The 23,402-nt window shown below is 56.4% G+C and carries 13 protein-coding genes; 5 read left to right on the forward strand and 8 right to left on the reverse strand.

The genetic code is table 11. The annotated features are described in order from the left end of the window. Window positions 1–34: 34 nt before the first annotated feature. From FHG12_RS04285 to FHG12_RS04300, 4 genes are all read right to left on the reverse strand, one after another. The gene (locus tag FHG12_RS04285; RefSeq protein WP_139514551.1) at window positions 35–2,026 is read right to left on the reverse strand and encodes a peptidylprolyl isomerase; all 1,992 of its coding nucleotides are present in this window, start codon (window positions 2,024–2,026) and stop codon (window positions 35–37) included. 192 nt (window positions 2,027–2,218) lie between these two features. After that, window positions 2,219–3,286 (reverse strand): MJ1255/VC2487 family glycosyltransferase, encoded by a 1,068-nt coding sequence (locus FHG12_RS04290; RefSeq protein ID WP_139514552.1) that lies wholly within the window; start codon window positions 3,284–3,286, stop codon window positions 2,219–2,221. Between the two features lie 42 nt (window positions 3,287–3,328). Continuing rightward, a complete protein-coding gene (locus FHG12_RS04295) occupies window positions 3,329–5,161 on the reverse strand; it encodes an LIC_10190 family membrane protein (protein WP_139514553.1) in 1,833 nt (610 codons plus the stop codon). Window positions 5,162–5,302: 141 nt separating this feature from the next. Further along, entirely contained in the window at window positions 5,303–7,000 is a 1,698-nt protein-coding gene (locus FHG12_RS04300) for an LIC_10190 family membrane protein (protein ID WP_165699298.1), read from the reverse strand. 131 nt (window positions 7,001–7,131) lie between these two features. Here FHG12_RS04300 and FHG12_RS04305 point away from each other — a divergent pair, with 131 nt between their 5' ends. Beyond that, complete coding sequence (locus FHG12_RS04305; RefSeq protein ID WP_139514555.1) at window positions 7,132–8,061, forward strand: hypothetical protein; 930 nt, start codon at window positions 7,132–7,134, stop codon at window positions 8,059–8,061. Window positions 8,062–8,181: 120 nt separating this feature from the next. Here FHG12_RS04305 and FHG12_RS04310 read toward each other — a convergent pair whose 3' ends face one another. Both FHG12_RS04310 and FHG12_RS04315 read right to left on the reverse strand, forming a co-directional pair. Further along, window positions 8,182–8,766 carry a DUF4136 domain-containing protein gene (locus FHG12_RS04310; protein WP_139514556.1) on the reverse strand — a complete coding sequence of 195 codons (585 nt, stop codon included), beginning with the start codon at window positions 8,764–8,766 and terminating at the stop codon, window positions 8,182–8,184. Window positions 8,767–8,877: 111 nt separating this feature from the next. Continuing rightward, on the reverse strand, window positions 8,878–10,755 hold the full coding sequence (locus FHG12_RS04315) for an ABC transporter ATP-binding protein (RefSeq protein ID WP_139514557.1): 1,878 nt from the start codon (window positions 10,753–10,755) through the stop codon (window positions 8,878–8,880). Window positions 10,756–10,893: 138 nt separating this feature from the next. Here FHG12_RS04315 and FHG12_RS04320 point away from each other — a divergent pair, with 138 nt between their 5' ends. The 4 genes from FHG12_RS04320 (at window position 10,894) to FHG12_RS04335 (ending at window position 20,111) form a co-directional block, all read left to right on the forward strand. Next, window positions 10,894–12,081, forward strand: coding sequence for an MFS transporter (locus FHG12_RS04320; RefSeq protein WP_139514558.1), 1,188 nt, complete (start codon window positions 10,894–10,896; stop codon window positions 12,079–12,081). A gap of 283 nt (window positions 12,082–12,364) precedes the next feature. Further along, complete coding sequence (locus FHG12_RS04325; RefSeq protein WP_165699299.1) at window positions 12,365–14,398, forward strand: DUF3857 and transglutaminase domain-containing protein; 2,034 nt, start codon at window positions 12,365–12,367, stop codon at window positions 14,396–14,398. A 12-nt stretch (window positions 14,399–14,410) separates the two neighbouring features. After that, window positions 14,411–16,354, forward strand: a complete 1,944-nt coding sequence (locus FHG12_RS04330; RefSeq protein ID WP_139514560.1) for a DUF3857 domain-containing protein — start codon at window positions 14,411–14,413, stop codon at window positions 16,352–16,354. 184 nt (window positions 16,355–16,538) lie between these two features. Further along, window positions 16,539–20,111, forward strand: coding sequence for a reprolysin-like metallopeptidase (locus tag FHG12_RS04335; RefSeq protein WP_139514561.1), 3,573 nt, complete (start codon window positions 16,539–16,541; stop codon window positions 20,109–20,111). An 88-nt stretch (window positions 20,112–20,199) separates the two neighbouring features. Here FHG12_RS04335 and FHG12_RS04340 read toward each other — a convergent pair whose 3' ends face one another. After that, window positions 20,200–22,317: a helix-hairpin-helix domain-containing protein gene (locus FHG12_RS04340; RefSeq protein ID WP_230471288.1), complete on the reverse strand. Its 2,118-nt coding sequence runs from the start codon at window positions 22,315–22,317 to the stop codon at window positions 20,200–20,202. Beyond that, window positions 22,314–23,165, reverse strand: a complete 852-nt coding sequence (locus tag FHG12_RS04345) for a PorV/PorQ family protein (RefSeq protein ID WP_139514562.1) — start codon at window positions 23,163–23,165, stop codon at window positions 22,314–22,316. Before FHG12_RS04345 ends, FHG12_RS04340 begins: the two co-directional genes overlap by 4 nt. Between the last annotated feature and the right edge of the window lie 237 nt (window positions 23,166–23,402).

Here is a 23,402-nt window from a genome sequence, read left to right on the forward strand (position 1 = left end):
CCTCATGCATAACTAATTAATTATCAATTATTTATCAGCGAACCAATTCTATACGCTCAATCAGGTCGCCGATTTCCAGCTTTTTAACAACATCCATGCCTTTTACGACCTGCGCGAAAATCGTGTAGCGCCCGTCGAGATGCGGAGTGGGCGCGTGGGTGATGAACCACTGGCAACTTTCAGTATCCTTGCCCGCCGAAGCCAGTCCAACGGCACCTTCGCCGTAGTGCAAATCGGCAAATTCGGAGCGCAGGTTATAATCGGTGCTGCCCCAGCCGTCGCCACGCGGGCAGCCGCCTTGTGCCACAAAGTTGGGAACGACCCGGTGAAAATTTTTGCCGTTGTAAAAGCCTTGCTGCGTCAAAGCCACGAAGCTGGCCACGGAGCCCGGCGCATCTTCTACCAGTAGGCTGAACGTGATGTCGCCTTTGCTGGTGTGCACCACAGCGCGTTGCCCAGCCGGAATGGTCTGCACCAAGGCCCAATCAATGGGATGTGAAGCGGCTTGGGCCGGCACAACGGGCGTCGGTTTCGCTTTTTGCAGATACTCAATAGTTTGCTGCAACGACTGGTAAGCCTCCAGATCGCGGGGCATCACCAGCTTTTCGCGGGCCTGAACGAGGAAATCGGCATTGGGCAACAGGCGTCGCATGTCCAGCTTCGGATCGCGGATGGCTTCGGCAGCCGTCCCCATCACGGCCACATCGCCGCTACCGATGGCCCGCCGCAGCGTAAGGGCAAAAGCCGCCTGCTGGGACTCCGGAAAGCTGGGCTTGCGCCGTTGGCTTACCAGCGCCTCCATCCCATAAGTGCCAATAACTACTGGCTGGGCTGGTGTGAAAGTGGCTTTTTCCACAAACTCATACGCCGTTGGGTCCTCGCCCAGGGCTTTGAGCAGATAGCCTTTTTCATACGGATCGGTGGCGGCCGTATAACGTTCTTCCACCGCCCGCTGAATGGCTTGCTGGTCGGCACCGGCTTGTTTCAGCGCGGCGGCCAACAATGTGGCCCGTACCCGCCACTGCGAAAGCTTGTTGGCTTTTTCCAGAAAGAGCGTACCGGACTCGTCGCTGGCATTGGCCAGAAAAAACTCAGCAGCCGTCAGGGCGACTTGGTTATTGGAATCCGTAAGTGACTCCCACGCTGCCTCCTTTACCGGCGCATACATGGCCGCATTCATCGACCGCAACGCACTCACCCGCACCCGGTAATCGGAGTCGCGGCGGGCCAGCAGCGCCAGCAAAGCGGGCACACTAGGGGCCTGCCCCGCCTTGCCCAAGGCCGCCGCAGCCGCGCTGCGCACCACGTAGCTGGGGTCAGTTTGGGCGGCGCTGCCAATTGCCGTAGCGTAGGTAGTCAGGTCGAGGCCGCGGGTGCGGGCCAACGCATTGGCGGCAGCCATGCGTGCGCCGTAAGGATTGGGCCGGTTGAGCAATTGAACCGTTCTGGCCACCGCGGGCTCTGAGGTGATGCCCCGCAGCCCCGCCCGGTAGATTCCCCAAGCCTGCCCCACTAGTGCGGAGGTATCGGCAGCCAAATTACCCGGCAACCGCACCAGCGCGCCTAGTCCCGCCCGCGATGTGCACCGGCCTAACGCTTCGAGCACATAGCTTCGGACTATCGGGTCATTTTCAATTGTAATTTGTTGTCGCAAAGCACTTTCTGCCGTCGAATCGGCAGTTTGACCCAAAGCATAGGCGGCGGCCCGGCGCACGGTCGCATCCGCATCGGTGAGGCGAGCGCTGAGGGCTGCGGTGGCCGCCCGGTCCTGCACTGAAGCCAATGCCCATGCGGCCTCGCGGCGGTACTTTGCCTCGGCGCGGTCGAGGTACGGCAACAGCACGGCGGTACGACGCTCATCCTGTGCCGTAGCGATTTCGCGTAGCACGGCGTCGGCCACAAACTTATTGGGCGCAGTGGCAATCGGAGCTTCGGGCCGAGGCTGCGAAACGCAGGCACTCAGGCACAAGCCCAACCCCGCTAAAAAATGCGTGGCAGCAGAGGCAGAAAAGGGACGTTGGTTCATGGTTGGCTACAAAGTAGCCAAAATCTCGGCGGGGCGCCAACCAGATTCACTGCCTGTACTCGGGCCGCTACCATTTCTGCTAACCCCATCACATTTGCCGATCATTCATGCCGGCTCCAAGGAAATCAGCCGAACTGTCCAACTTCGGCGAAAGCCGCATGGCTATTTTGTAAATATCTGATAAACAATTACTTACAAAACAACTTCGCTGATTACCTCAAGCGCTTTATCTAACTCGTTGAATAACAAATCATTCCCGTGCTGCTGGTAGTCCGCTAATGCTTCCTCAAACCCGCCAAGGTCGTACAGGAAAGCTTTCACATTGTCAGCTGTCAGCGCCGCGAAATGGCGGCCGTAGCCTAGCTTTTCTACTTGAGCCGCATTCAGAAACTGCTCAAACTGCGCCGGTATCGGGATGGCGCAGATGGGTTTGTGCAAATACACCGCTTCGCTGATCAGCGAAAAACCACCGTTGGTGATTACGGCGCGGGCGCGGGCCAAATCGTCGATGAAGCCTTGCTCGCTAAATGCCCGCAATTGTACGTTGCCGTGGCCCTCTTCCTTGTTGAAACCATATACCCGAAACTCCTGCCCTGGCAAGCTTTGCAGCAGCGGCACCAGATCCTTTTGTGTAGTAGCTGATTGATACACAAGCACATGGTTGCCAACCGTGGATTGCGCCGCCAGGATTTCAGGCCGGATAATAGGCGGAACGAGCGTAGTGTTTTCCCTAGTAATGGGCAGCTGAAAGAACGTCGTGATGAAATAGCGCTGGCTGCGCGGCAGCTTGGCGCGCACCACCTGACGGGCCAACGCAAGGTTGGTGCGTTCGGAAGCCGGCACGGTGATATCCAGCTGCGTGCGGTTGATTATCTGCATGTTATCAATGCTGATCAGCGGCAGGCGCTTCCACTTGGCGAAGAAGTAGCTGAACGACTCAAAATCGGAAATCACCAAATCGGGCTGGAAATCGCAGAGCAGCTCGCGGTATTTGGCAAAGTTGACGCGCAGGCTTTTCGGGGCTGAGCGTAGCGTGAGCGCCGCCGTCCGCGATTTGGACACGGCAAGGTGCTTGTAAGCCAAATGAAAGCCCCGAATCTCGTGCACCCGGCCCGGAAAATTGGCTGCCAGCATTTGGTAGGCGCGCGAGCTGCTTACCACGCACACGTTGTGCCCTTGGTCGAGCAGATATCGAATCACAACTTTGCTGCGCGTGGCGTGGCCAAGTCCCTCGCCGGGAACACCGTAAAGTATATTCATGGGGAAATCGTAGCCGAAGTGGAAGCGGTAAATAACTACATTTTACCTGTACTGCAGCTTAATTTCGCGATTCATCTGCGTCATACGGGCGCGGTGTACCGAATCCTGCCGGGCTTCTGCGAGTTCTTCCTCGGGCGTTTTGGGTATTGGCAGACAGCACATTTCCGCCGGGGCGTTGTCACCGGTTCGAAAGCCATCGGCTATAGTCGCACCCCTCAGTTCTACACCTACTTCTGCGCATTGAACACAGGGCAACGGGGCGTTCCAGCACTTGTCGCCGGTAACTGGCACTGTTACTTGGAGGCCGTTTCGCAGGGCGAGGGGGCGAGTAGCAGCCTCGGGAATGGGTGTGGGCCAAATCCAGCAGCTGGTAATGGCACTGGAGAGGGTACGCAACTGGTAAAAAGGATCCCGCAGATGCTGAATTCCCCACGCAACCATCACCACCAAGGGCAGCCCAGCGACCAAGCCGCGTCGGCTGGGCCATCTTGGACCAATGAGCGGCCAAGTAGCAGCTACGAACAAAAATCCAGTTCCAAAACGAATATCTGGTCCGGCCAGAAACCAGAATACACTTCCCACAAACCCAATCAACCAGCCGGCTGCCCAGCCATTCTCCGCGTCGGTGCGACGCCACCACCGGAAAGCAGCCAGCAGCGGCGAAAGCAGTACGGCTACCAGCAGTACTCGATTGAAGGGTTCCAAGAAGTGTATCCACCAGCGCGCCAGCCACGAAGACCACAACGGTGCAGGCACCGTGCAGATAGGCTGGGCAACGCGCCGAGCATAATTGGTTACCATGTAGCTTTCCTGACGCACATAATTGATCGGGATTTTCCAGTCGACCGCCAGTACATCGAGGGCGGGCAAAGGATAGACCAAGTACCCCGTCTGGAGCACATTGCGCGCCACCCACGGTCCCAGCACTACCAGCAACGCCACTAGGCACACGATTATCCAACGCCTGTTTAGCTGGTGCCTACTCGCCCACAGACTATGCAGAGGCAGCAGCAAAATGGGCAGCGCCGACAGCTTTGCGGTGACCGCAAACAAAGCTAACAGCAAGATTAGCAAGGTATTACTATCTAGCTGCCGCCCTTGTCCGCGCTCCCATTTGCGGGCGTATTGGAAGAAAAGAAAGAAGCATACAATAGGAGGCACCCAGTCGGGCGAAGGTGACGACAGCCAGGGGCCGTACACCTGCAAAAGCAGCAGAAACCAAAGCGGCGCCAGCCAGATCAAGCGAGCATCGTCTGCGGGCTTTCCTCGTAGAGGAGCAGTAACACTACGCGCTGTAGCTACTGCTACCAGCGTAAAAAAGTAGCCCGACAAGCTATACACCGGCCCCACCGGACTCATATACCGCGCCAGCGCCATTAGCTGAAACACGCTGGAATTGAAAGCCAGCCGGCCGTGTAAGTTGCCCAGCCCAACAAGAGCCGGGTATTCTACAATCCAGCGAATGCTTTGAACGTGATAAAGCCCTGAGTCAGGATTGCGGATTCCCAAAGAAGCCTTCCAGAGGATAAAGCTGCCCAGCACCGCCAGAACCCCCGCAAACACAATCGCTTGCAGCGGATGTGCTGCTCGCCAAGCATTCCGGATGGTTCTGCGCAAAGCAGCCTGCTGCCCTACCAGAAGTCCCAAGACTACCACACCAACCGCAGTTTGGCTAGACAACCCAACAGAAAAAAACAAAGAACTGATTCCCAGCACCATAGCCAGAATACTTAGTCCCAACAGGCTCAGCAGCTCTAGTGGCAAGGCTTCCTGGCCAGCAAGAAGGCCCACCTTCGCGGCCACTCTCCAAACCGACCATCCAATGATCAGCGTGACGCCGGCTACGAGCAACCAGCACAGCAGCAAACTCAGCATTGGGAAAAAAAGATAGTCAGAAACGTAAGGCCCCGGCCTGTTGAGGCGTCAGCTGCCTTGCAAAAGGCTTGCTTGTTCACAGACATTGACAAAATATTTATAATCAGCATTTTATGGTACAAATGGCGACTAGTTTTCGGCCTACTTGCTTTTTTGCCAGCGAAAACCTTCCGCCAGAGTCGCGCCCCGGGGTGCCAGATCTGCTTCTACACAAAATGAACAGGGCAATGGAGCTCCCCAGCAGCGTACCCCTGTGCGAGGTACGCGCACCACGATTCCGCGAATAGGCACCTCTACCGTTTCCGGTACGGGCGGCAAAGCGGGCCAGATGGCCTTGCTCAGGAACGTGGCAGGACTCGTTCGAAATTCATAGACAGGCTCACGCAGATTGTGCAAGGCGTAGAACAATACCAGCAGCATGGGCGCGTACTGCCACCGAACACTCCAAGCAAGCCACCGCGCGGAAAGCCAGGGCCATAACCCGGCTACCAGCAAGAACCCGGCGCCAAAACGAAAATCCGGCGCCGTAAAAAACCAATACGTACTACCCAGCCACGCCACCAACCAACCTCCTAGCCAGCCATCCTGCTCTTTCGGCCGCTGCTGCCAGCGCACCAGCACCACCAGCGGCGACAGAGCCGCAAGCAGAAGCACGGCTTTGGTATAAGGCGTTTCAAACGACCACCAGTGCGGAAGCCAGGTATGCCAGGGCTCGGCAAAAGGCGCGTAGGGGCTCTGCATCGCTTGCCGCGCCGTGTTGGCAATGATGTTCTGCTCCATGCGGGCGTAGGTAGCCGGCACCTTCCAATCGACTGCGAATACATCGAGAGCCGGCAAGGGGTAGATCAGATATCCCGACAGCACGACGCTGCGGGCCAGCCACGGCCCGACTACCCCAACCACCAGTGCTACCAAGCATACTAGCCACGGCCAGGTTACCAAACGCCGTTTTTGCCAAATTTTATAAGCCGGCAACAGCAGCACAGGAGCCGCTGACAACTTGATAGTTGTGGCAATAAGGGCCAACAGCAACAGCAGAAGGTCGCTTGCATCGACCCCTTGATTATAAGAGGATTGTCTTTTTTCGCCGAAACGCAGAAATAGCAAGCCCAGTAACACAGCCAGCGGACAGTCGGAATAAGTGGACGACAGCCATACCTGAAAGCAGTATATCAGCGCGAAAAACAACAATATGGGTGCCCACACCCAGTGTAAGCTGTCGGATAGCGTTGGGGCGTGCCTTGCGGTAGCACGCCGAGCCGCCACCACAGCCATCAGCAGATAAAAGTAAGAGCCCAAGCAATACGCGGGCCCGCTGGGCGTACCGTACCGCAACAAGGCCATGGGCAGAAACAGGCTGGAATTAAAGGCCAACCGCCCGTGCAGATTTCCCAAGCCCGGAACGGCCGGATAGCGCTCGATCCATTGTAAGGTCTGGAGGTGATACAAACCGGTGTCGAAAGCGGTAGTAGGGTTGGCCGCCCGCCATAACAACCAGATTATCAATACAGTAACTAACAAGGCCTGCCCGTAATAGGCCGTACCCCTCCGTTGCCACTTATGCACTATGTACCGCCACCACGATTTGCGACCGGCCAGCGTGATGACCAAGCCTGTAGTTCCGCTGATGATCTGCACCGCTTCGTTTAGCGGAAGAAACAATGATAAAACCGTCAGAAAAACAGTCAGGACACTTATTCCGGTAAGACTGAGCCATTCGAAACTCAGTACCTCACCGGTACCCGGCAGACCCATCCGCGCCGCCATTTTCCAAGTAACCCAACCGAAAGCAACAGTAAGCCAAGCCGTTACAAGCCAACACAAAAACACAGTCAACATTACCGCAAAGATGGCAAAATCCCATCGGCTGCCGTATAGCGGATGCCATACATCCGGCCCGGTTTTGGCGTAAGCAGCCGTAGCACTCGTTTCTTTTCCGACTTTTGCCCCTCATCTCCTTGCTCCGCTTCATGAATCGCTTGCCTCTACTCCGCTTTTTGCCCGCCCTGGGCCTTTTGCTTGCCACCGCCTGTACCGCCCCGCGCGCCATTGTGAGTACGGGAAAAGTGACGCCAAAAGGCGAATTCAAGGTGGGCGGCAACATGTCTTTCAACGTGCCGCAGGAAACGCTCAACCGCGTCGGCAGCACCTTGAAAACCGCCGCGCAGGAAGCTGCCCGCAAAGACACCATCCAGTACAGCCAACTAGTTGACAGACTACAAATTGCGGCCCTGGCCTACGTACTCGATCCCGTGCAGCCTGCTTCCGATCTGTACCTGCGCTACGGCGTCATCGACCGGTTGGATGTGGGCTATAAGTACGCGTTTGGCTCCCATGTTTTCGATGCCATGTATCAGTTTCTGGGCCCCGTTGGCACTCCCGAAAACCCCGGCGGACGCGTAGCCAACGCAACTTATGCCAGCATCGGACTGCAATACGCTACACAGCGGGCCAAGCTCCCCAACCTACCCTTCCTCGACAACATCTCCAATCTGTTACGCTTTCAGGCGTCCCGCCACGACCTGATCATTCCGCTTGTGGTAAGCCATTCGTTTGGGCCGGAGGAGGAAATAGGCGCCTTTTCTTACGGAGTGGTATACTCGCACACGTTTTTGCGCTACGGTTTCCGCCCCGACCGAATTTATCAGGGGCCGGGGAGCGGCCAGGTTAATCAGCAGGTAGCCAGCTTGTTGACGCAACGGCAAAACTTTTCCTCTTACGGCGCTTTTGCCAACGTCAAGATTGGGTATCGCTACGTCTATTTCATTCCGGCCGTGTCGATTTTCTACCAGAATTATGGCACCTACCAGCTTCTCAACAACCGGTCGGCGACCCTGAAAGGGGTTACGGTGGTACCGAGCGTGGGTATACAGTTCCGTATTCCTACCGCGCGACGCTAGCCCTCTAACAGTTTCCCTCAACAACGAAAAGCCCCGCTGCCAATCTCGGCAGTGGGGCTTTTCGTTGTTGAGAGGCCTTGGTCAAAAGCCCAATCAATCTATTTCATAACTCTTTCGTTATCAACGATCTGAATTTATATATCCTTCGGTAAAGATGCGGTACTGATCGAATATCGAGCGCACCGATCGCCGCAGAATTACTTCGCCTTGGGGACCAGGCGGCACCGCCACTCCTGAGGCATAGCCGTTCCAGACGGCGCGGTTGGTGTGGTTATCGATGAGCGAAATCAGCAGTGTGCCGTCGGTGAGCAGCAAGCGGACGGGTTTGTAAGGCTGCCGTTCTTCTTTGGGCGTTTCGTCGTCTTCGACCAACCCATTCTTGATCCAGGTAGTCAGGTCTTCCTGCGCATATCCCTGAAAGCGCAGGTTGCCTTCAAATACCCGGAAGTTCACCAACAGATCAGGACGCCGGCGGGCGGGCTTGTAGCCCTGAATGCGGAGGCGCGACTGAATGGCTTCGCGCAGCACCGTACCGATGTGGCTGGTATCGGAGGCCAGGCCGTCGCCGGTGACGAAATCGTAGGTGCGATAGCGCCGGAAATTGCCGTTGTAGCTATAGTCCGATTCGATGCGGGCTTCCCGGGAAGCAAAGCAGCCCGATAGGGCTAGTGCCACACCCAAAAGCAGCGTAACAGAAGGTTTCATAGGCTGTGATATTCATAACCGACATACCCTCTAAGATACGCAATAAAATCAGGCTTAGATCTTGAGTATCAATTGATAAAGCATGTACAAAATTTTGGCGTAAATCGACATTTAGCGGTAGCCCGCGGCCTGCAACGCAAACAGCTCGGCGTAGCGTCCGCCCTTGGCCAACAGGGCCTCGTGCGAGCCAATTTCGACGAACTGTCCGTTCTCAATTACCAGGATGCGGTCGGCCATGCGCACGGTGCTGAAGCGGTGCGAGATCAGAACGGCGGTTTTGCCTTTAGTAAGGTCGGCGAAACGCTGAAAGACCTCATGTTCGGCACGGGCATCGAGGGCGGCGGTGGGCTCGTCCAAGATCAGCAACTGAGCATCACGCATGTACGCGCGACCCAACGCAATCTTTTGCCACTCGCCACCGCTTAAGTCAACACCGCCCGTAAAGCGCCGCCCGATAATCTGATCGTAGCCGGCTGGCAGCTTCTGAATGACCGAATCGGCGAGACTTTGCGCCGCTGCGGATTGAATGCGGTCCGTATTTTCCTTTTCTTCGATGCGCCCCACGGCCAGGTTTTGTCCAGCCGACAGTTGGAAGCGTACGAAATCCTGAAATATCACCCCGATTTCTTGGCGCAGCTCGGCAGGGTCGTACTCGCGCAGATCGTAGCCATCGAGCAGAATGCGGCCTTCCGTGGGGTCGTAGAGCCGGGCGAGGAGCTTTACCAGCGTGGTTTTGCCAGCTCCGTTTTCGCCTACCAAAGCCAGTTTCTCGCCTGCTTGCAAGGTGAAGCTCAGGTTGCGCAGCGCCCATTTGCCCGCGTTGCGGTATTTGAAGCCTACGTTTTCAAACTCAAAGCCTTGGCGGATAGGATTGGGGAATGGACGCACAGGCCGCGTAACATCGCGAATGATACGGGGCTGCAATCGGAAAAAGTCGAAAAAATCTTGCAGGTACAAGGCACCTTCCGCTACGCTGCTAAATCGGCTCAGAATGCCTTCCAGAAGCCCGCGCATCCGCGCAAAGGAGCCCGATAAAAACGTAAGCTGACCAATCGAGATCTGGCCGCGTACGGCTTGGGTGATGATGTACACGTACGCGCCGTAGTAACCCGCCGCCCCAACCGCCGCGAAGAAGGTGCCCCACGTGGCCCGGCGCACCACCAAGCTTTTGTTCTTGCTATAGAATTCGTCGGAGAGCTGCTGAAAGCGCTCAATCAGAAAACCCGATAACCCAAAGATTTTCACCTCCTTAGCGGTTTCGTCGCTGGCGCCGGTTACGCGCAGGTAGTCCAGCTCGCGGCGTTCGGGCGTCCAGCCGTGTACCAGCGAATAGCTGCGCTCGTTGAAGTGCGATTCGCCCAGAAACGCCGGGATCACGGCTACTAACAGCAGCAAAAGCAGCCACGGATTAAACGCCGTCAGTCCCACTGCCAGAAACGCCATCGTGACCGCATCCTGGGCCTGCGATAGCACTTGCGACATAAGCACTGTGCGCGAAAGTGTCTGACGGCGAGCACGTTCAAGTTTATCATAGAAAGCGCTATCCTCAAACTGGTCGAGGTCGAGCTGGGCGGCGTGCTCCATCAGCCGCACCGACGAACGGTTGGCAAACAGATCACCGAGCAAGCTATCGAGCAAGGCCACAGCCCGGCCCGTGGCGTCGGAAAGGATGGCCAAGCCAAATTCCAGCCCGACCAGCTCAAAAAGCGGCGTCAGGGAAGTCGTGCTGCTGGGATTGCGAGCCAGCCCAACGATGAGGTCCAGAATCAGCCGGCCCACGTAGAGCAGCGCCAGCGGCAGGGCGGCCCGTATTAGGCGCAGGGCAATGTTGCCCAAGGTGAGCGACGGGCTGGTTTCCCAGATTAGGCGCAGAAATTCGGGTAGGTTGCGGAGCGCCGAAAAGCGTTCGCGCACGGTAAGAGCGGGTTTGCCATCGGCGCGCGGACGCTTGGCAGAAATCGTCGTAAAAAAATCAGAAAGTCCAGACATACAGCACCTATACGACAAGGTTTGCTCCAAACTCAACAAGCGGCCGTTTTGGCAGCCCTTCTCCACAAGCTGGTCTGTTGCTAAAACTATGTTTGCTATCGCCTAGACCGGCGCGTAGGCAATTTCTACCTTTGCGGCATGCCCTTTTTCCGCAGCAGCATCTACACAGCCGGGTTTTGGTTGATGTGCCTGAGCTCTTTTCTGTTTTTTGCCAGCTTCAACATGTTGTTGCCCGAACTGCCCGATTTTCTGACGCAGCTGGGCGGGGCGGAATACAAAGGCTTCATCATTGCCCTGTTTACCCTCACGGCGGGATTTTCACGCCCCTTCAGCGGCAAGCTCGCCGATACGGTCGGCCGTATTCCGGTGATGGTGTTCGGGTCGCTGGTGTGCTTTCTGTGCGGTTTTTTTTATCCGTGGGTGACGACTGTGGCTGGGTTTCTGTTGCTGCGCTTACTGCACGGCTTCAGCACGGGATTTAAGCCTACTGGCACGGCTGCTTTCGTGGCCGACATCATTCCGCTGGAGCGCCGGGGCGAGGCAATGGGGTTGCTGGGCGTAGCCGGGAGCCTGGGTATGGCCGCCGGCCCGGCCGTGGGCAGCCTGATCACCGATCATTTCTCCCTAAATACCATGTTCTACTGCTCGTCGGGAGCGGCGCTGCTGTCGCTGGCCGTGCAGGGCACCATGACCGAAACGTTGCCCTTGCCGCAGCGCGAACGGTTTAGCTGGCGGTTGCTACGCCTGCAATGGAACGAGATTTTGGAGCCGCAGGTGCTGGCCCCATCGCTGGTAACGCTGTTGTGCATGTTCTCCTACGGCAGCATTCTTACCGTCGTGCCCGACCACAGCGAGCTGCTGCGCCTTGGCAATAAAGGTCTGTTTTTCAGCTTCTTCACCATTGCTTCTTTGGTGGTACGCTTGGTGGCAGGGCGTGCTTCCGACCGGTATGGCCGCGTGCCAGTGTTGCGGGTTTCTACGGCCATACTGGTGGTGGCGCTGGTGACGCTGGCCCTGGCACAATCGGGAGTTGTGTTTCTGGTGGCGGCCGTTTTGTTTGGATTGGGCTCCGGGCTCAACTCTCCTACCCTCTACGCCTGGACTATCGATTTGAGTGAAGAAACCCGCCGCGGTCGGGCCGTGGCTACGATGTACATCGCGTTGGAGGCAGGCATTGGGATAGGCGCTTTGGCGGCAGGGTGGCTGTATGGCAATGTGCCAGCGCACCTCTCCTATGTGTACGGACTATCGGCGGCATTTGCATTAATGGCATTGTTGTACTTGCTGTGGGGTGTGCGCTTGCAACGTAAGCCTAGCTTAAGCTAACTTGCTGCCAAGGCTGTTATCAAGCGCTCCGCTGTAGGAATTGCGGCCCAAGCTATTATTTATAATTACTTGATTATCAATAATTTATAAATAAAATACCCAGCTATTTAAAATTTAAATTAAAATAGTTATATCGTTGCATATTATTGTAACTAGCGCCCGTTTAGCCGAGATATTGCTTCGCGTTTGGCGCCTTTTCTAATTGTACTCTGCTAGCATCTGACTACAGCATTCTTTTCGAATGCAGATACTTTATTACTCCTTTTTCTATCAATCCTACTGCATGAAACATTCGCTACTCTTCTATTTGGTAGTGCTTTTGGGTGGTTTTATGGCTTCGCCAGCGGCGGGGCAAGCCCCCGATCCCATCAAATTCGGCAAAATCGACGAGGCCGATCTAAAAGAGCAGGGCTTTGTGGCCGACAGCGCTTCGGAAGCCGTCATTCTGTGCGACTACGGTCAATCGCGCTTTATCACTGACCACGAAGGCTTTAAACTGGTTTTCGACCGCGTAATGCGCATCAAAATCCTTAAAAAATCGGGCTACGACTGGGCTACGCGGAGTATATCCCTTTACCACAAAGACAGCCGGGAAGAGCGCCTGGCCAACTTGCGTGGCTTCACCTACAACTTGGTCAACGGGCAGGTGGTGAAAGAAAAACTGGCCTCCACGTCCATTTTCAAGGAAAAATCGACGGCGAACACCAACATTCAGAAGTTCACGATGCCCAATGTGCGCGTGGGCTCCGTGATTGAATTTGCCTACAGCATCACGTCGGAGTTTTTGTTCAACTTTCAGGATTGGCAGTTTCAGCATTCCATTCCGGTGCGCTGGAGCGAGTACCGGGTGGCCATGCCCGAGTACTTCGACTACAAAATCCAGATGCGGGGCTACAAGCCCTTGGATGTGCGCGAGCAAAGCGTGACGCGGACAGGGTTTGGCGTGTACGGCGACATGAACAGCGTAGCCGGCTCTTCGTCAAACGCCGGTACGATCACTGCTAACGTGACGAACAACCGTTGGGCGATGAAAAATGTCCCGGCGTTTCGCGAGGAGCCGTACATGACGGCTTCGGAGAACTTCATCTCCAGCATCGACTTTGAGCTGGCAGGCTATCAGTTTCCGCAGGAAGGCTACCACCCGGTAGCCGACACCTGGAACAAGATTGACAAGGATCTGCTCGCCGACGAGCAGTTTGGTACTCAATTGAAACCCAACACGTTCCTAAAGGAACAGCTAGCCGCTGCGCTCGCCAAAGCCACCGATCCGGCAGCCAAAATCGCGGCTGTACACGAACTCGTGCGCACCTCGCTGAAGTACAACGGCAGCGACCGTATTTACGCCACCAGCACGCTACGCAAAGCTCTTGACCAACATAGCGGCAACGCCGCCGATGTAAACCTGTTGTTTGTGGCGCTGCTGCGCGATGCCGGTTTTCAGGCCAACCCCGTTTTGCTCAGCACACGCGAAAACGGCTGGGTAAATGTTTCCGGACAACCGCTTTTGTCTAAGTTTAATTATGTGGTAGCACACATCGCACTGCCCGACGGCAAAGAGATGCTGGCCGATGCTACCGAAGAATTCGTGCCTTGCGGCGTATTGCCTACGCGCTGCCTCAATGGCCAAGGCCACCTGATTATGCCCGATGTCGCGCAATCGCGCTGGGTTGATCTGAAGCCCGCTCAGCGTTTCGTCGATTACCGCATGGTGCAACTTACACTCGACGAGCGAGGCGGCTGGACGGGCAAAGTACACCAGGAGCACGGCGGCTACACCGGGGTCTATACCCGCGAAAAGCTGCAAAAGGAAGGCGAGAAGAAATTCATGGAGAAGTTGGCCAGCAACCACGAAGGCTGGAACATTGCCAAATACGCTTTTACCCAGCGCTCGGCGCTGCAAAATCCGTTGGGTCTGGATTACGAGTTTGTAAGCCCCGGTGCCGAAGCTCCGGCCACTACGCTTTACCTAAACCCAGTCCGGCATTTTGGCGACGACAAAAACCCGTTTGTTCACGAAGACCGCCTTTTCCCGGTTGACTTTGGCGCTCCCATTGATGAGACGATTATCATAAACATCAACATACCAAGCGGTTATGATGTTGATGAATTACCGAAGGCTTTGGTACTGGACTTGCCCAACGATGGCGGACGCTACATGTACTCGGTGCAACCCAACGCCAGTTCGCTACAGGTAACAAGCCGCCTGAGCTTGCGCAAGGCAGTGTACTCAGCCGCCGAATACGGTTCGCTACGCGAGTTCTATGCCCGCCTGATTGCCAAACAGGCCGAGCAAATTGTGTTGAAGAAGAAATCATAACCTCTTGGTAGTATGCACTTTATAAAAAAAGCCGCATCCTGCTTTGGGGTGCTTCTCGGAGCCGCTAGCGCGGCGTACGCGGGCGGCCAGCCTAAATATCCGGTGGCTGCAATAGCTGCGGCGCTGCGGGAAAACGCGCATGCTGTGGTACGGCAGTATGAGGAAACGCTGTTGGTAAAGTCGCCGAGCCGGACCGTGAGCACGGTGCACCGCGTGGTGACGATACTCGACGAGAACGGAGACAGCCAAGGCCGGGAGTTGGTACAGTATGACCAACTTAACAGCATCAACTACCTGCGCGGGGCCGTGTACGATGCCGACGGACGGCTGCTTCACAACCTGCGTAGCAACAACGTGAAGGACTATAGCCTTTCGGATGGTTCTAGCTTGGCAACCGACAACCGCGGCCGCCTCGCCGACCTGCGCCAGACTGCGTATCCCTACACCGTTGATTTTGAATACGAAGTAGTTTCCGACAACTCGCTTTTCTACTCAACGTGGAGCCCGCAGACTGAGGAGCAGCAAGCTGTGGAGCACGCTACCTTTCGGGTACTGACGCCAGCTACTCTGCCGCTACGCTACCAAGAACGACATCTGCCGAAAGGCGTGAAAGCAGCTCGTAGTCAGGACGGTTCGTTGGAAGTGTACCAATGGGAGCTTGCCAACTTACCGGCTTTTGAAGACGAAGCCGACAGCCCACCCATTTCGGAGCAAGTGCCCATGGTGGTTACGGCGCCTACCACTTTTGAAGTGCAAGGCCACAGCGGCAGCCTTACGTCGTGGCAACAGCTGAGCCAGTGGACCTACGAGCTCAATGCCGGCCGCGACGAGTTGCCCGAAACCGTAAAAGCCCGCATTGCGGCGCTGGTGCAGGGCGAAACCGACGAACGCGCCCGCATCCGGAAAGTGTACGAGTTTTTGCAGGCCAATACCCGTTACATCTCCATCCAGTTGGGGCTGGGAGGCTGGCAAACTTTCCCGGCGAGCACCGTCAGCAGCACCGGCTACGGCGACTGCAAAGCGCTGTCTAACTATGGCAAAGCTTTGTTGCAGGCCGCTGGGGTTACTTCGTACTGCGCATTGGTGCGGGCCGATGAACCCGACATCCACACCGATTTTCCGAGCAGTCAGTTTAACCACGTGGTGCTGTGCGTGCCCCTCACCAAAGGAGCCAAGCGCGATACCGTGTGGCTCGAATGCACCAGCCAAACCATCGCCTTCAACTACATGGGCAGCTTCACTGGCAACCGCCATGCGCTGTTGCTGATGCCCAGCGGTGGTCATCTGGTGGCTACGCCAAAGTACGGAGCCGCTGAAAACCGCCGGGAGCGCCGGGCCGATGTGTACGTGGATGCCCAAGGCAATGCCACCGCTACCATCCGGACGGTGCGCACCGGCCAGGAGCAGGAACGCGTCAGTGCGTTGCTCACCAGTTTGGACGCAAGCGAGCAGAAAAAGAAAATTGCGGAAAGCCTAGCCTTGGCCAACTTCAGCATCACGAAGCTCAACCTTGCGTCAACTCCCTTCCCTGGGCTGCCCGCAGTAACCGAAACCTTGGCGTTGGCCCTGCCTAATTATGCCGCCGCTAGCGGTAAACGTATCTTTCTGAATATCAACTTATTAAGCAAAACGTCCGCCATTGTACCGCCGGTTGGCGAACGGCAGAGCGAGGTATGGCTCAGCCACGCGTACTCGCAGGCCGACACCATTCGGTTTCACGTGCCAGCGGGTGTTAAGCCCGAAAGCCTGCCGACGCCGGTGCAGCTCACCACGGCTTTTGGCACCTACACCACCCAGGTACAGGCCCTGCCCGATGGCACGTTGCAGTATGTCCGACGCCTAAGCATGCCCCATACCCGCTTTGACCGCACCGATTATCCGGCCTACGTCGACTTTCGGCGCAAGATCAGCACGGCCGATAAGGTACAGGTCGTGTTGTTGAAAACGGATGCGTAAGTGACACTCGGCTTTCGTTGCTTTTCTGAGCCTGCTTGCCTTTCTGGCAAGCAGGCTTTTTTGTGCAACATCCGGTCACGGTTTCACTTCTATAGACTGGCAACGCGCAGGGGTAATTAGAAGCAAAAAGCCTACATTTAAAGGAACGCGCACTGCTATACTTTCACGACTATTCTGGCTTATTATGGCTATACAGTTTACTAGATTTTGGCAACGTTGGCGTGCTTCGTTGCTGAGTGGCTTATTGGTAGCAGCGGCCGGAATTCCGCGCGAGAGTGCAGCTCAACGCGTTCTGTGGGCCGATGATCCGCAAGCTCCGGCTGTGGCGCGCCGCCATACCAAAGACTTGTTGCGCTTCCGGCCGGTGTCGTTTCAACTCTCGACCCTGCGCGAAGTATTGAAGCAGGCGCCTGCTGAAAAAGGCGCCGGCGCCCGCAACTCCGCAACTGTGGTTTCGCTGCCGTTACCCGATGGCACTTCCGGGCGTTTTCGGGTGGCGACGGTGCCCGTGATGGCTCCCGAACTGGCGGCCCGCTATCCTCAGATCCGCACCTACGAAGCGCAGGGCATCGATGACCCTTCCGCTACGGCACGCTTGGATGTGTCACCAGCCGGTTTTCACGCCCAGATCCTAACTGGTTCGCAAACCATTTACATCGACCCGGCTAGCGCCGCCGACGCAACGCACCACTTGGTCTTTTCTAAGCAAGCGATGGCGCCGAACGCGCTGGGAGCGGTGTGCCTCACCGGAGGCGATACCCAGACGGCAGCGCCGGCTGCCGGAGCGCTGTTGCGCTCCTCTAACGGTACTGAATTGCGCACGTACCGCCTGGCGGTTGCCTGCACCGGCGAATACGCTGCCACCAAACAGGGCACTAAAGAAGGCGCGCTGGCGGGCATTGTCACATCCGTAAACCGCGTGAGTGGCATCTACGAGCGCGAATTGGCCATCCGGCTCGTACTGGTAGCCAAAAACGATACCCTTATTTTCCTCGACGGCACCACCGACCCCTACACCAACAACAACGGGGAGGCCATGCTCGATCAAAACCAAAGCACTGTAGATCAGCGCATTGGCGATAGCAAATACGATATTGGCCACGTATTCAGTACGGGCGGCGGCGGCATTGCGCAACGGCCGTCAGTGTGCGTTCAGGGAAAGGCCCGCGGTGTAACGGGGCTGCCCAACCCAGTGGGCGATGCGTTCGACGTCGATTTTGTAGCGCACGAAATGGGCCACCAATTCGGCGCCGATCATACGTTCAACAGCACCTCGGGCAATTGCAGCGGCAATCGCTCCTCGGCATCGGCGTATGAGCCCGGCAGCGGCACGTCTATCATGGCCTATGCCGGCATTTGCGCCATCGACAACATCCAGACCAACAGCGATCCGTACTTTCATTCGCGCAGCTTCGACCAAATTCTGGCGCACGTTACGGGCCCTGGTAATTGTGCCACGGTGACGCCAACTGGCAATCACCCGCCCGTTGTGAATGCTGGCGCGAACTACCGCATTCCGATCAGCACGCCGTTTGCGCTCTCCGGCTCCGCCACCGATCCTGATGGCGATGCCCTCACCTATTCCTGGGAAGAATACGACCTAGGCCCCTCGGGCAACCCCAACGCGCCCACGGGTAATGCCCCACTCTTTCGGGTTTTTGCGCCCGCTACTTCGGGTTTCCGGACTTTTCCTCGTCTTGCTGATTTGCTCGGCAACACGCACCAAATCGGCGAATTGCTGCCTTCATATGCGCGCAAACTGATGTTTCGGCTCGTCGCTCGGGATAACCGGGCCGGCGGTGGAGGCGTTGACTACGATTCGATGAACGTGGCAGTGGTCGGTACGGCAGGGCCGTTCGTCGTAACGGCCCCAAACACGGTCGCAACGTGGCAAGCCGGCGCTTCCCAGCTTGTAACCTGGGACGTGTCAAACACCAACCAAGCCCCTATTAGCGCCTCCAACGTAGACATCCTCCTATCCACCGACGGCGGCCTGACCTTCCCCGTTGTGTTAGCCGCCAACACACCCAACGATGGCTGCGAGTCGATAACGGTGCCCGCGGGTACTGCCACCACCACTGGGGCTCGCCTCAAAGTGCAAGCAGTAGGCAACATTTTCTTCGATATATCCGATCAAAACTTTATCATTCAGGCACTTACAGGGCCAACATTTTACCTAAACTCTTCGTGCGTAGAAGGCAGCCTGACGGAAGTTTGTCCCGGCAACTCCGTTGTCCTACCCGTAGGCGCAAGCACTTTGCAGGGCTTTTCGGGCAACGTGGAGCTGTCGGCCGGCACCCTGCCGACGGGGCTTAGCGTAACATTTGCACCGGCCAGCATCAGCGCAGGCACAAATTCCCAAGCGACTATTTCCGTCGCAACTGGCACTGCACCAGGAATTTACATCGTCAACCTAACTGGCACCAGCAACGGCATTACGCAATCGCAGCAAGTGCGGGTGCGGGTACGCGACATCGTTACGCAGGTGCCTACTCCCACTGCGCCTACCAGCGTAGTACGCACCACCACCCGGCCGCGGTTTGAGTGGAGTGCCGCCGCCAGCGCTACCAGCTACGACCTGCAAGTGGCCACCGATGCGGGATTTACCAACCTCATCGTCAACCAAACAAGTATTAGTGGCACCACTTTTACGCTGCTCGCTCCACTCCAGGCCAATACCGTTTATTACTGGCGGGTGCGGGGCAACGGCCTGTGCGGCCCCGCCGCCTATTCGGCCGCTACGCAATTCCAGACCAGCACACCTACCTGCCAAGCGTACCCAGCTGCGCAAGTGCCGGTTGCCATTCCGGCTGATGCTCCGGCCACTGCTACTTCTGTTATCACGGTAAGCACGACCGAAATCGTATCGGCAATTGCCATCCGCAACTTGACCCTGACCCATGCCAACGTGGGCGAATTGCAGATTTCGCTTACCAACCCGGCCGGGCGAACAGCCATCCTGATTCCGCGCATCTGCGCGGGTACTTCCACCTTCAATATCAGCCTTGACGAAACAGCTGCGGCGGCCTTGAGTTGCCCGCTTACGGCGGGCGCGACGTATCGGCCGGCCAACTCTCTCAGCGAATTGCTCAACAGCCCAGCCAACGGCAACTGGACGCTGACCATCAACGATAATGCGGCCGGCAACGGTGGCACGCTTACAGGCTGGAACCTGGAACTCTGCACCGTGCTAGGTGTACCCAACGCGCCCACCAGCCTCATCGCGTTTGCCAATGGCACCGCAAACGGAACTGCTAACATCGACGTGCAGTGGACGGATAACGCTACCAACGAAACGGGCTTTGAGCTGGAGCGCTCACCCGATAACAACACAGCCTATCAGCGCATTGCCACGCTGCCCGCCAACACGACCACCTATACAGATCCGGTGGCCCTCAGCGGACGTTACTATTATCGGGTGCGTGCGGTGAACTCAGCCGGACCGTCGGCTTACTCCAACGAGAGCATTGCCAGTGTGGTACTCAGCAGCCAGAATGCGGCATTACTCAAAGGCGTAGAGCTCTTCCCAAATCCAAGCGCGGGCGTCTTTCAGCTTACCGTTGACAACGGCAAGCAAGGATCTCTGAGCCTGCGTGTTACGGATGCTCTTGGCCGCTCAGTTACCACCGAAGCTCTCACCAAAAGCGCTGCACCGCTTCACCACCGCCTCGATCTAAGCCAGTTGGCGAAGGGCGTTTACCAGTTGCATCTGACGCTTCCGGAAGGCACTACAGTCCTGCGGCTGCTGAAGGAGTAGCAAGCAGTTTTCTAGCAATCAAAAAGGTCGTACAACGTGCTGTTGTATGACCTTTTTGATTGCATATAATCATTTTATAATCAGATACTTATATTTTATACCTAACCTGCATTTTCACTTGTGAGCGGCGTGGCCCCTGGATTTCCTCCAGCCCTGAGCCGATCGTAGCGTGGTGCCGATAATGGGTTTCGTCGTAGCGCAACCACAGCGTAAGGTGGCGGCTGCATTTGACTTCTGCCAAGGCATATACCCGCGTACCCTGCCCATAGAGTGGCGGCACAGAAAATGCATAGAGCACGTCGCGCTCAAACACGTATTGGCGCGTGTCGTAATCGTCGGTATCGAAGAGGGCGTAACGGGCGCTGAGCTGTACGCGCGGCACCACCGCCACCGTAACATCCTGAGCCAGAACGTACCCCGCGCGGCGCGGACCGTCGTTTTCGCGGTAATGCGTGCCTTGCAAACGCGTACGCAAGCTCAATGCGGCAGAGGGGTTGGCATCGTAAAACAACAGTACGCTGCGGCGCTCCGTAGGCACCGGCACCGGCCGAACCGGATCGAGGTCGCCATCGTGGTCTTTCACGCGCAAGCGCATTTGGGCGTAAAGCAGACTGGTTTTGGAAGGCGAAAAGGCCACGCGCAACAGCCAGTCGTGGCCCTGCGAAGGGGCTCCGATCTGGTATTTCAGCCACGAAAATCGGAACTGATCGTAATAAGCCGAAATTTCCCATTTGTACAACGGCCTCATTTTCAAGCCCATATACAGGCCGCTTTCGTTGATATTCCGGGTGTTTTCGCTGAGCGCGTTGCCGTAAAACGTATGAAAATCACGCGTATACCGTCGGTACAGCACCGAAGCATCAACGTTGGAGGCTAAGCTGGCCAGCACGCCATTCACAGTACCCCAGCCGCCACCGCTGCTGCGCGCCGTTTCGCCGAACAGCAACGCATTGTGTAGCACGTAGCTGTAGTGCGTACTCACGGCTAGGTTATGCATTCCTCTGAACTCGAACGCGTTATAAGGCTCCGAGCGGCGCAGAATGGCTTTGTCGAAATGCGTATCAACGGCCGTGAGGCCGGCGCTGAAATTGCTGTTGCGACTGGTGTAAGTAAAGTTGCCGCCGCTGATCAGTTCGCGCAGGTCTTTGCGATTGGCCAGGTCCGTAGTGGTCCGATGCAGGCCCGTCAGCAAAACTCCTGAGGAAAATTCATCGAACTCTGCCAACGAATCGGTGCTTGTCTGGATGCTGGCATCTACCTTTTTCCACGAGGCAAAAGCTGTGGCTTGCAGCGTTTTAGATAGGGAAAAAGTAGCGGCTGCACCGCGGAAAAATGAGTTTTCCAACACCGAAGAATAAGGCCGCACCCCCACGTTGCTGCGGCGAATGCTCGTGATCGTCTCTGCGCCTTTGCCTACCTGAAAGCCCGAAGAAAGCAACAATCCTTGCCCGAATTGCAGCTGATAATCGCCCAACGCCAGCGTTTTGAGTCGGCCGCGTTCGTGCACAACGAAGTGAGCCGAGTAAAAATCGGCTCCGTAACGGCGCGAGCCAGGGTTCCAGGAAAAAGCCTCGCCGGCATCTTTTTCGGCTGTAAAACCAAAGCTAAAGTCGTGGGCGTGGCTGACGCGGTAACGCACTAGCAGCTTATCGGGTGAGCCAGCGTAGCGGCTCGTCAGGCGGCCGGTGCTGGTGGTATCGGGGGCAGTATAGCCCTTGCGTTGCTGTAGCACACGTTCGTAGCGCACTAGCAAGGCGTTGTTATCTTCCTGAAGGACACGTTGCCACAACGGGCCGCGGTTGCCTCCCACGATGCCATCGAGCACCGTTGCAAAAGGCGCCACGCGGTAGATACTGCGCAGGTCAAATCCGTCGATGCTTTGCAACTCATACATACTCAACAACATACCAACCTGCTCGCGATGATGGAGCAAGGCAGAAATCTGGGCTTCGGACAGGAGCAGTAGACTTCGCAGTTCTTCGCGGGTGGCTGTATTGAGGTTTAAGGGCGTTTGGTAATACTGAAGCAACGTTTCGTACACGTCCTCATACGGCACTTGATCGCTCTGAATTTCGGCAAACAGCTCCTGCACCAAACGGTCGAGGTCGGCCGCCGGGCGTACGTATTCCTGCGCCTGTAGCGCCGGCACAATACTTAGAAAGAGCCCCAGGAAAGCCGCTAGGCGGTGCATCAACTTCCGGCTCATTTGGCGTCCAGCCGTAAGCTTATTGCCAAATGCTGGCTCAGCCCCAGCACGGTTTGCCAAGCAGCCGCATACTCGATTTGCAAATGCCCAGCCTGAAAGCCCAAGCCAGCTGTCGTTTGCTCGGTGAGGGTAGCGAAACCCGCCCGCAACGCTAATGCTTCTAGGAGGCGATATTCTATACCGGCCTTAAAATCAGCGGATTGCTCCACGTCTTTTTCTGTTTCCAGGTTAAGCATGAGTTTGTTGTTGGGTCGGTACGAAAGACCGGCCTTTAACACAGTGGGCACGCGTTCGTCTTGGTATTCAGCGAGTTTAGCTTGGTTGAGGTTGTAGAGATAGGCGCCTAATACTAGCTGCTTCGGAATGATTTCGGCCTGACCGCCCAACGAAAGCGCAGCAGTACGTCGGCTGCCCAAGCGTTCGATGCTCACTTGCAGCACATCGAGTCGGGCACCGATGCTCACCAAACTCCCACGATACCCATACCCTACGCCCAAGCGCTGCTCGGAATACAGCTTATCGCCGAAGCGCTGTGCTTCGAAGCCTACTACTCCGCTCTTGGGCTTGCCGTTTGCCAACGGCCCCAACGGGAAGGCCGCAACTAGCGCGGCTGTATTGAAAGCGCGGCTTAAAAATCGGTTTTCGGCATAAAACCCTATTGTGGGCTGCGTAAGTTGGCCAAGACCTGCAACGTTGTTGCCAATCGCCCACACGTCACTGATGGTAACGGAAGAATTGCCGAGCGCTGCTGCTCGGGCGCCCCGCACACCCGGGCCGTTGCCTTGGGCTAGCAGCGTATGACCGGATACCAATAAGAAAAGACAAAGGCACGAGTATAGCTTTCGCATAGGCAACCAACTTGAATAGATCTAAACGATAATTCACTTATAAACAGCCGCAAAGATAATTGCACAAATTCGCACTCAAAAGCCCAACAGAGTAAATTGGATAAGCTTATAAATATTAATAATTTAATTATTCTTACAAATCGCTCAAATCACTGGAGCTATACACTTGTACATTGCACTCGTAGTAACTTTTGCTGTTATAGAGGAGCAAGCCCGATCACAGGGCTGCGGTTCTTT

Origin of the sequence: Hymenobacter jejuensis (assembly GCF_006337165.1) — a bacterium.
Lineage (GTDB): Bacteria > Bacteroidota > Bacteroidia > Cytophagales > Hymenobacteraceae > Hymenobacter > Hymenobacter jejuensis.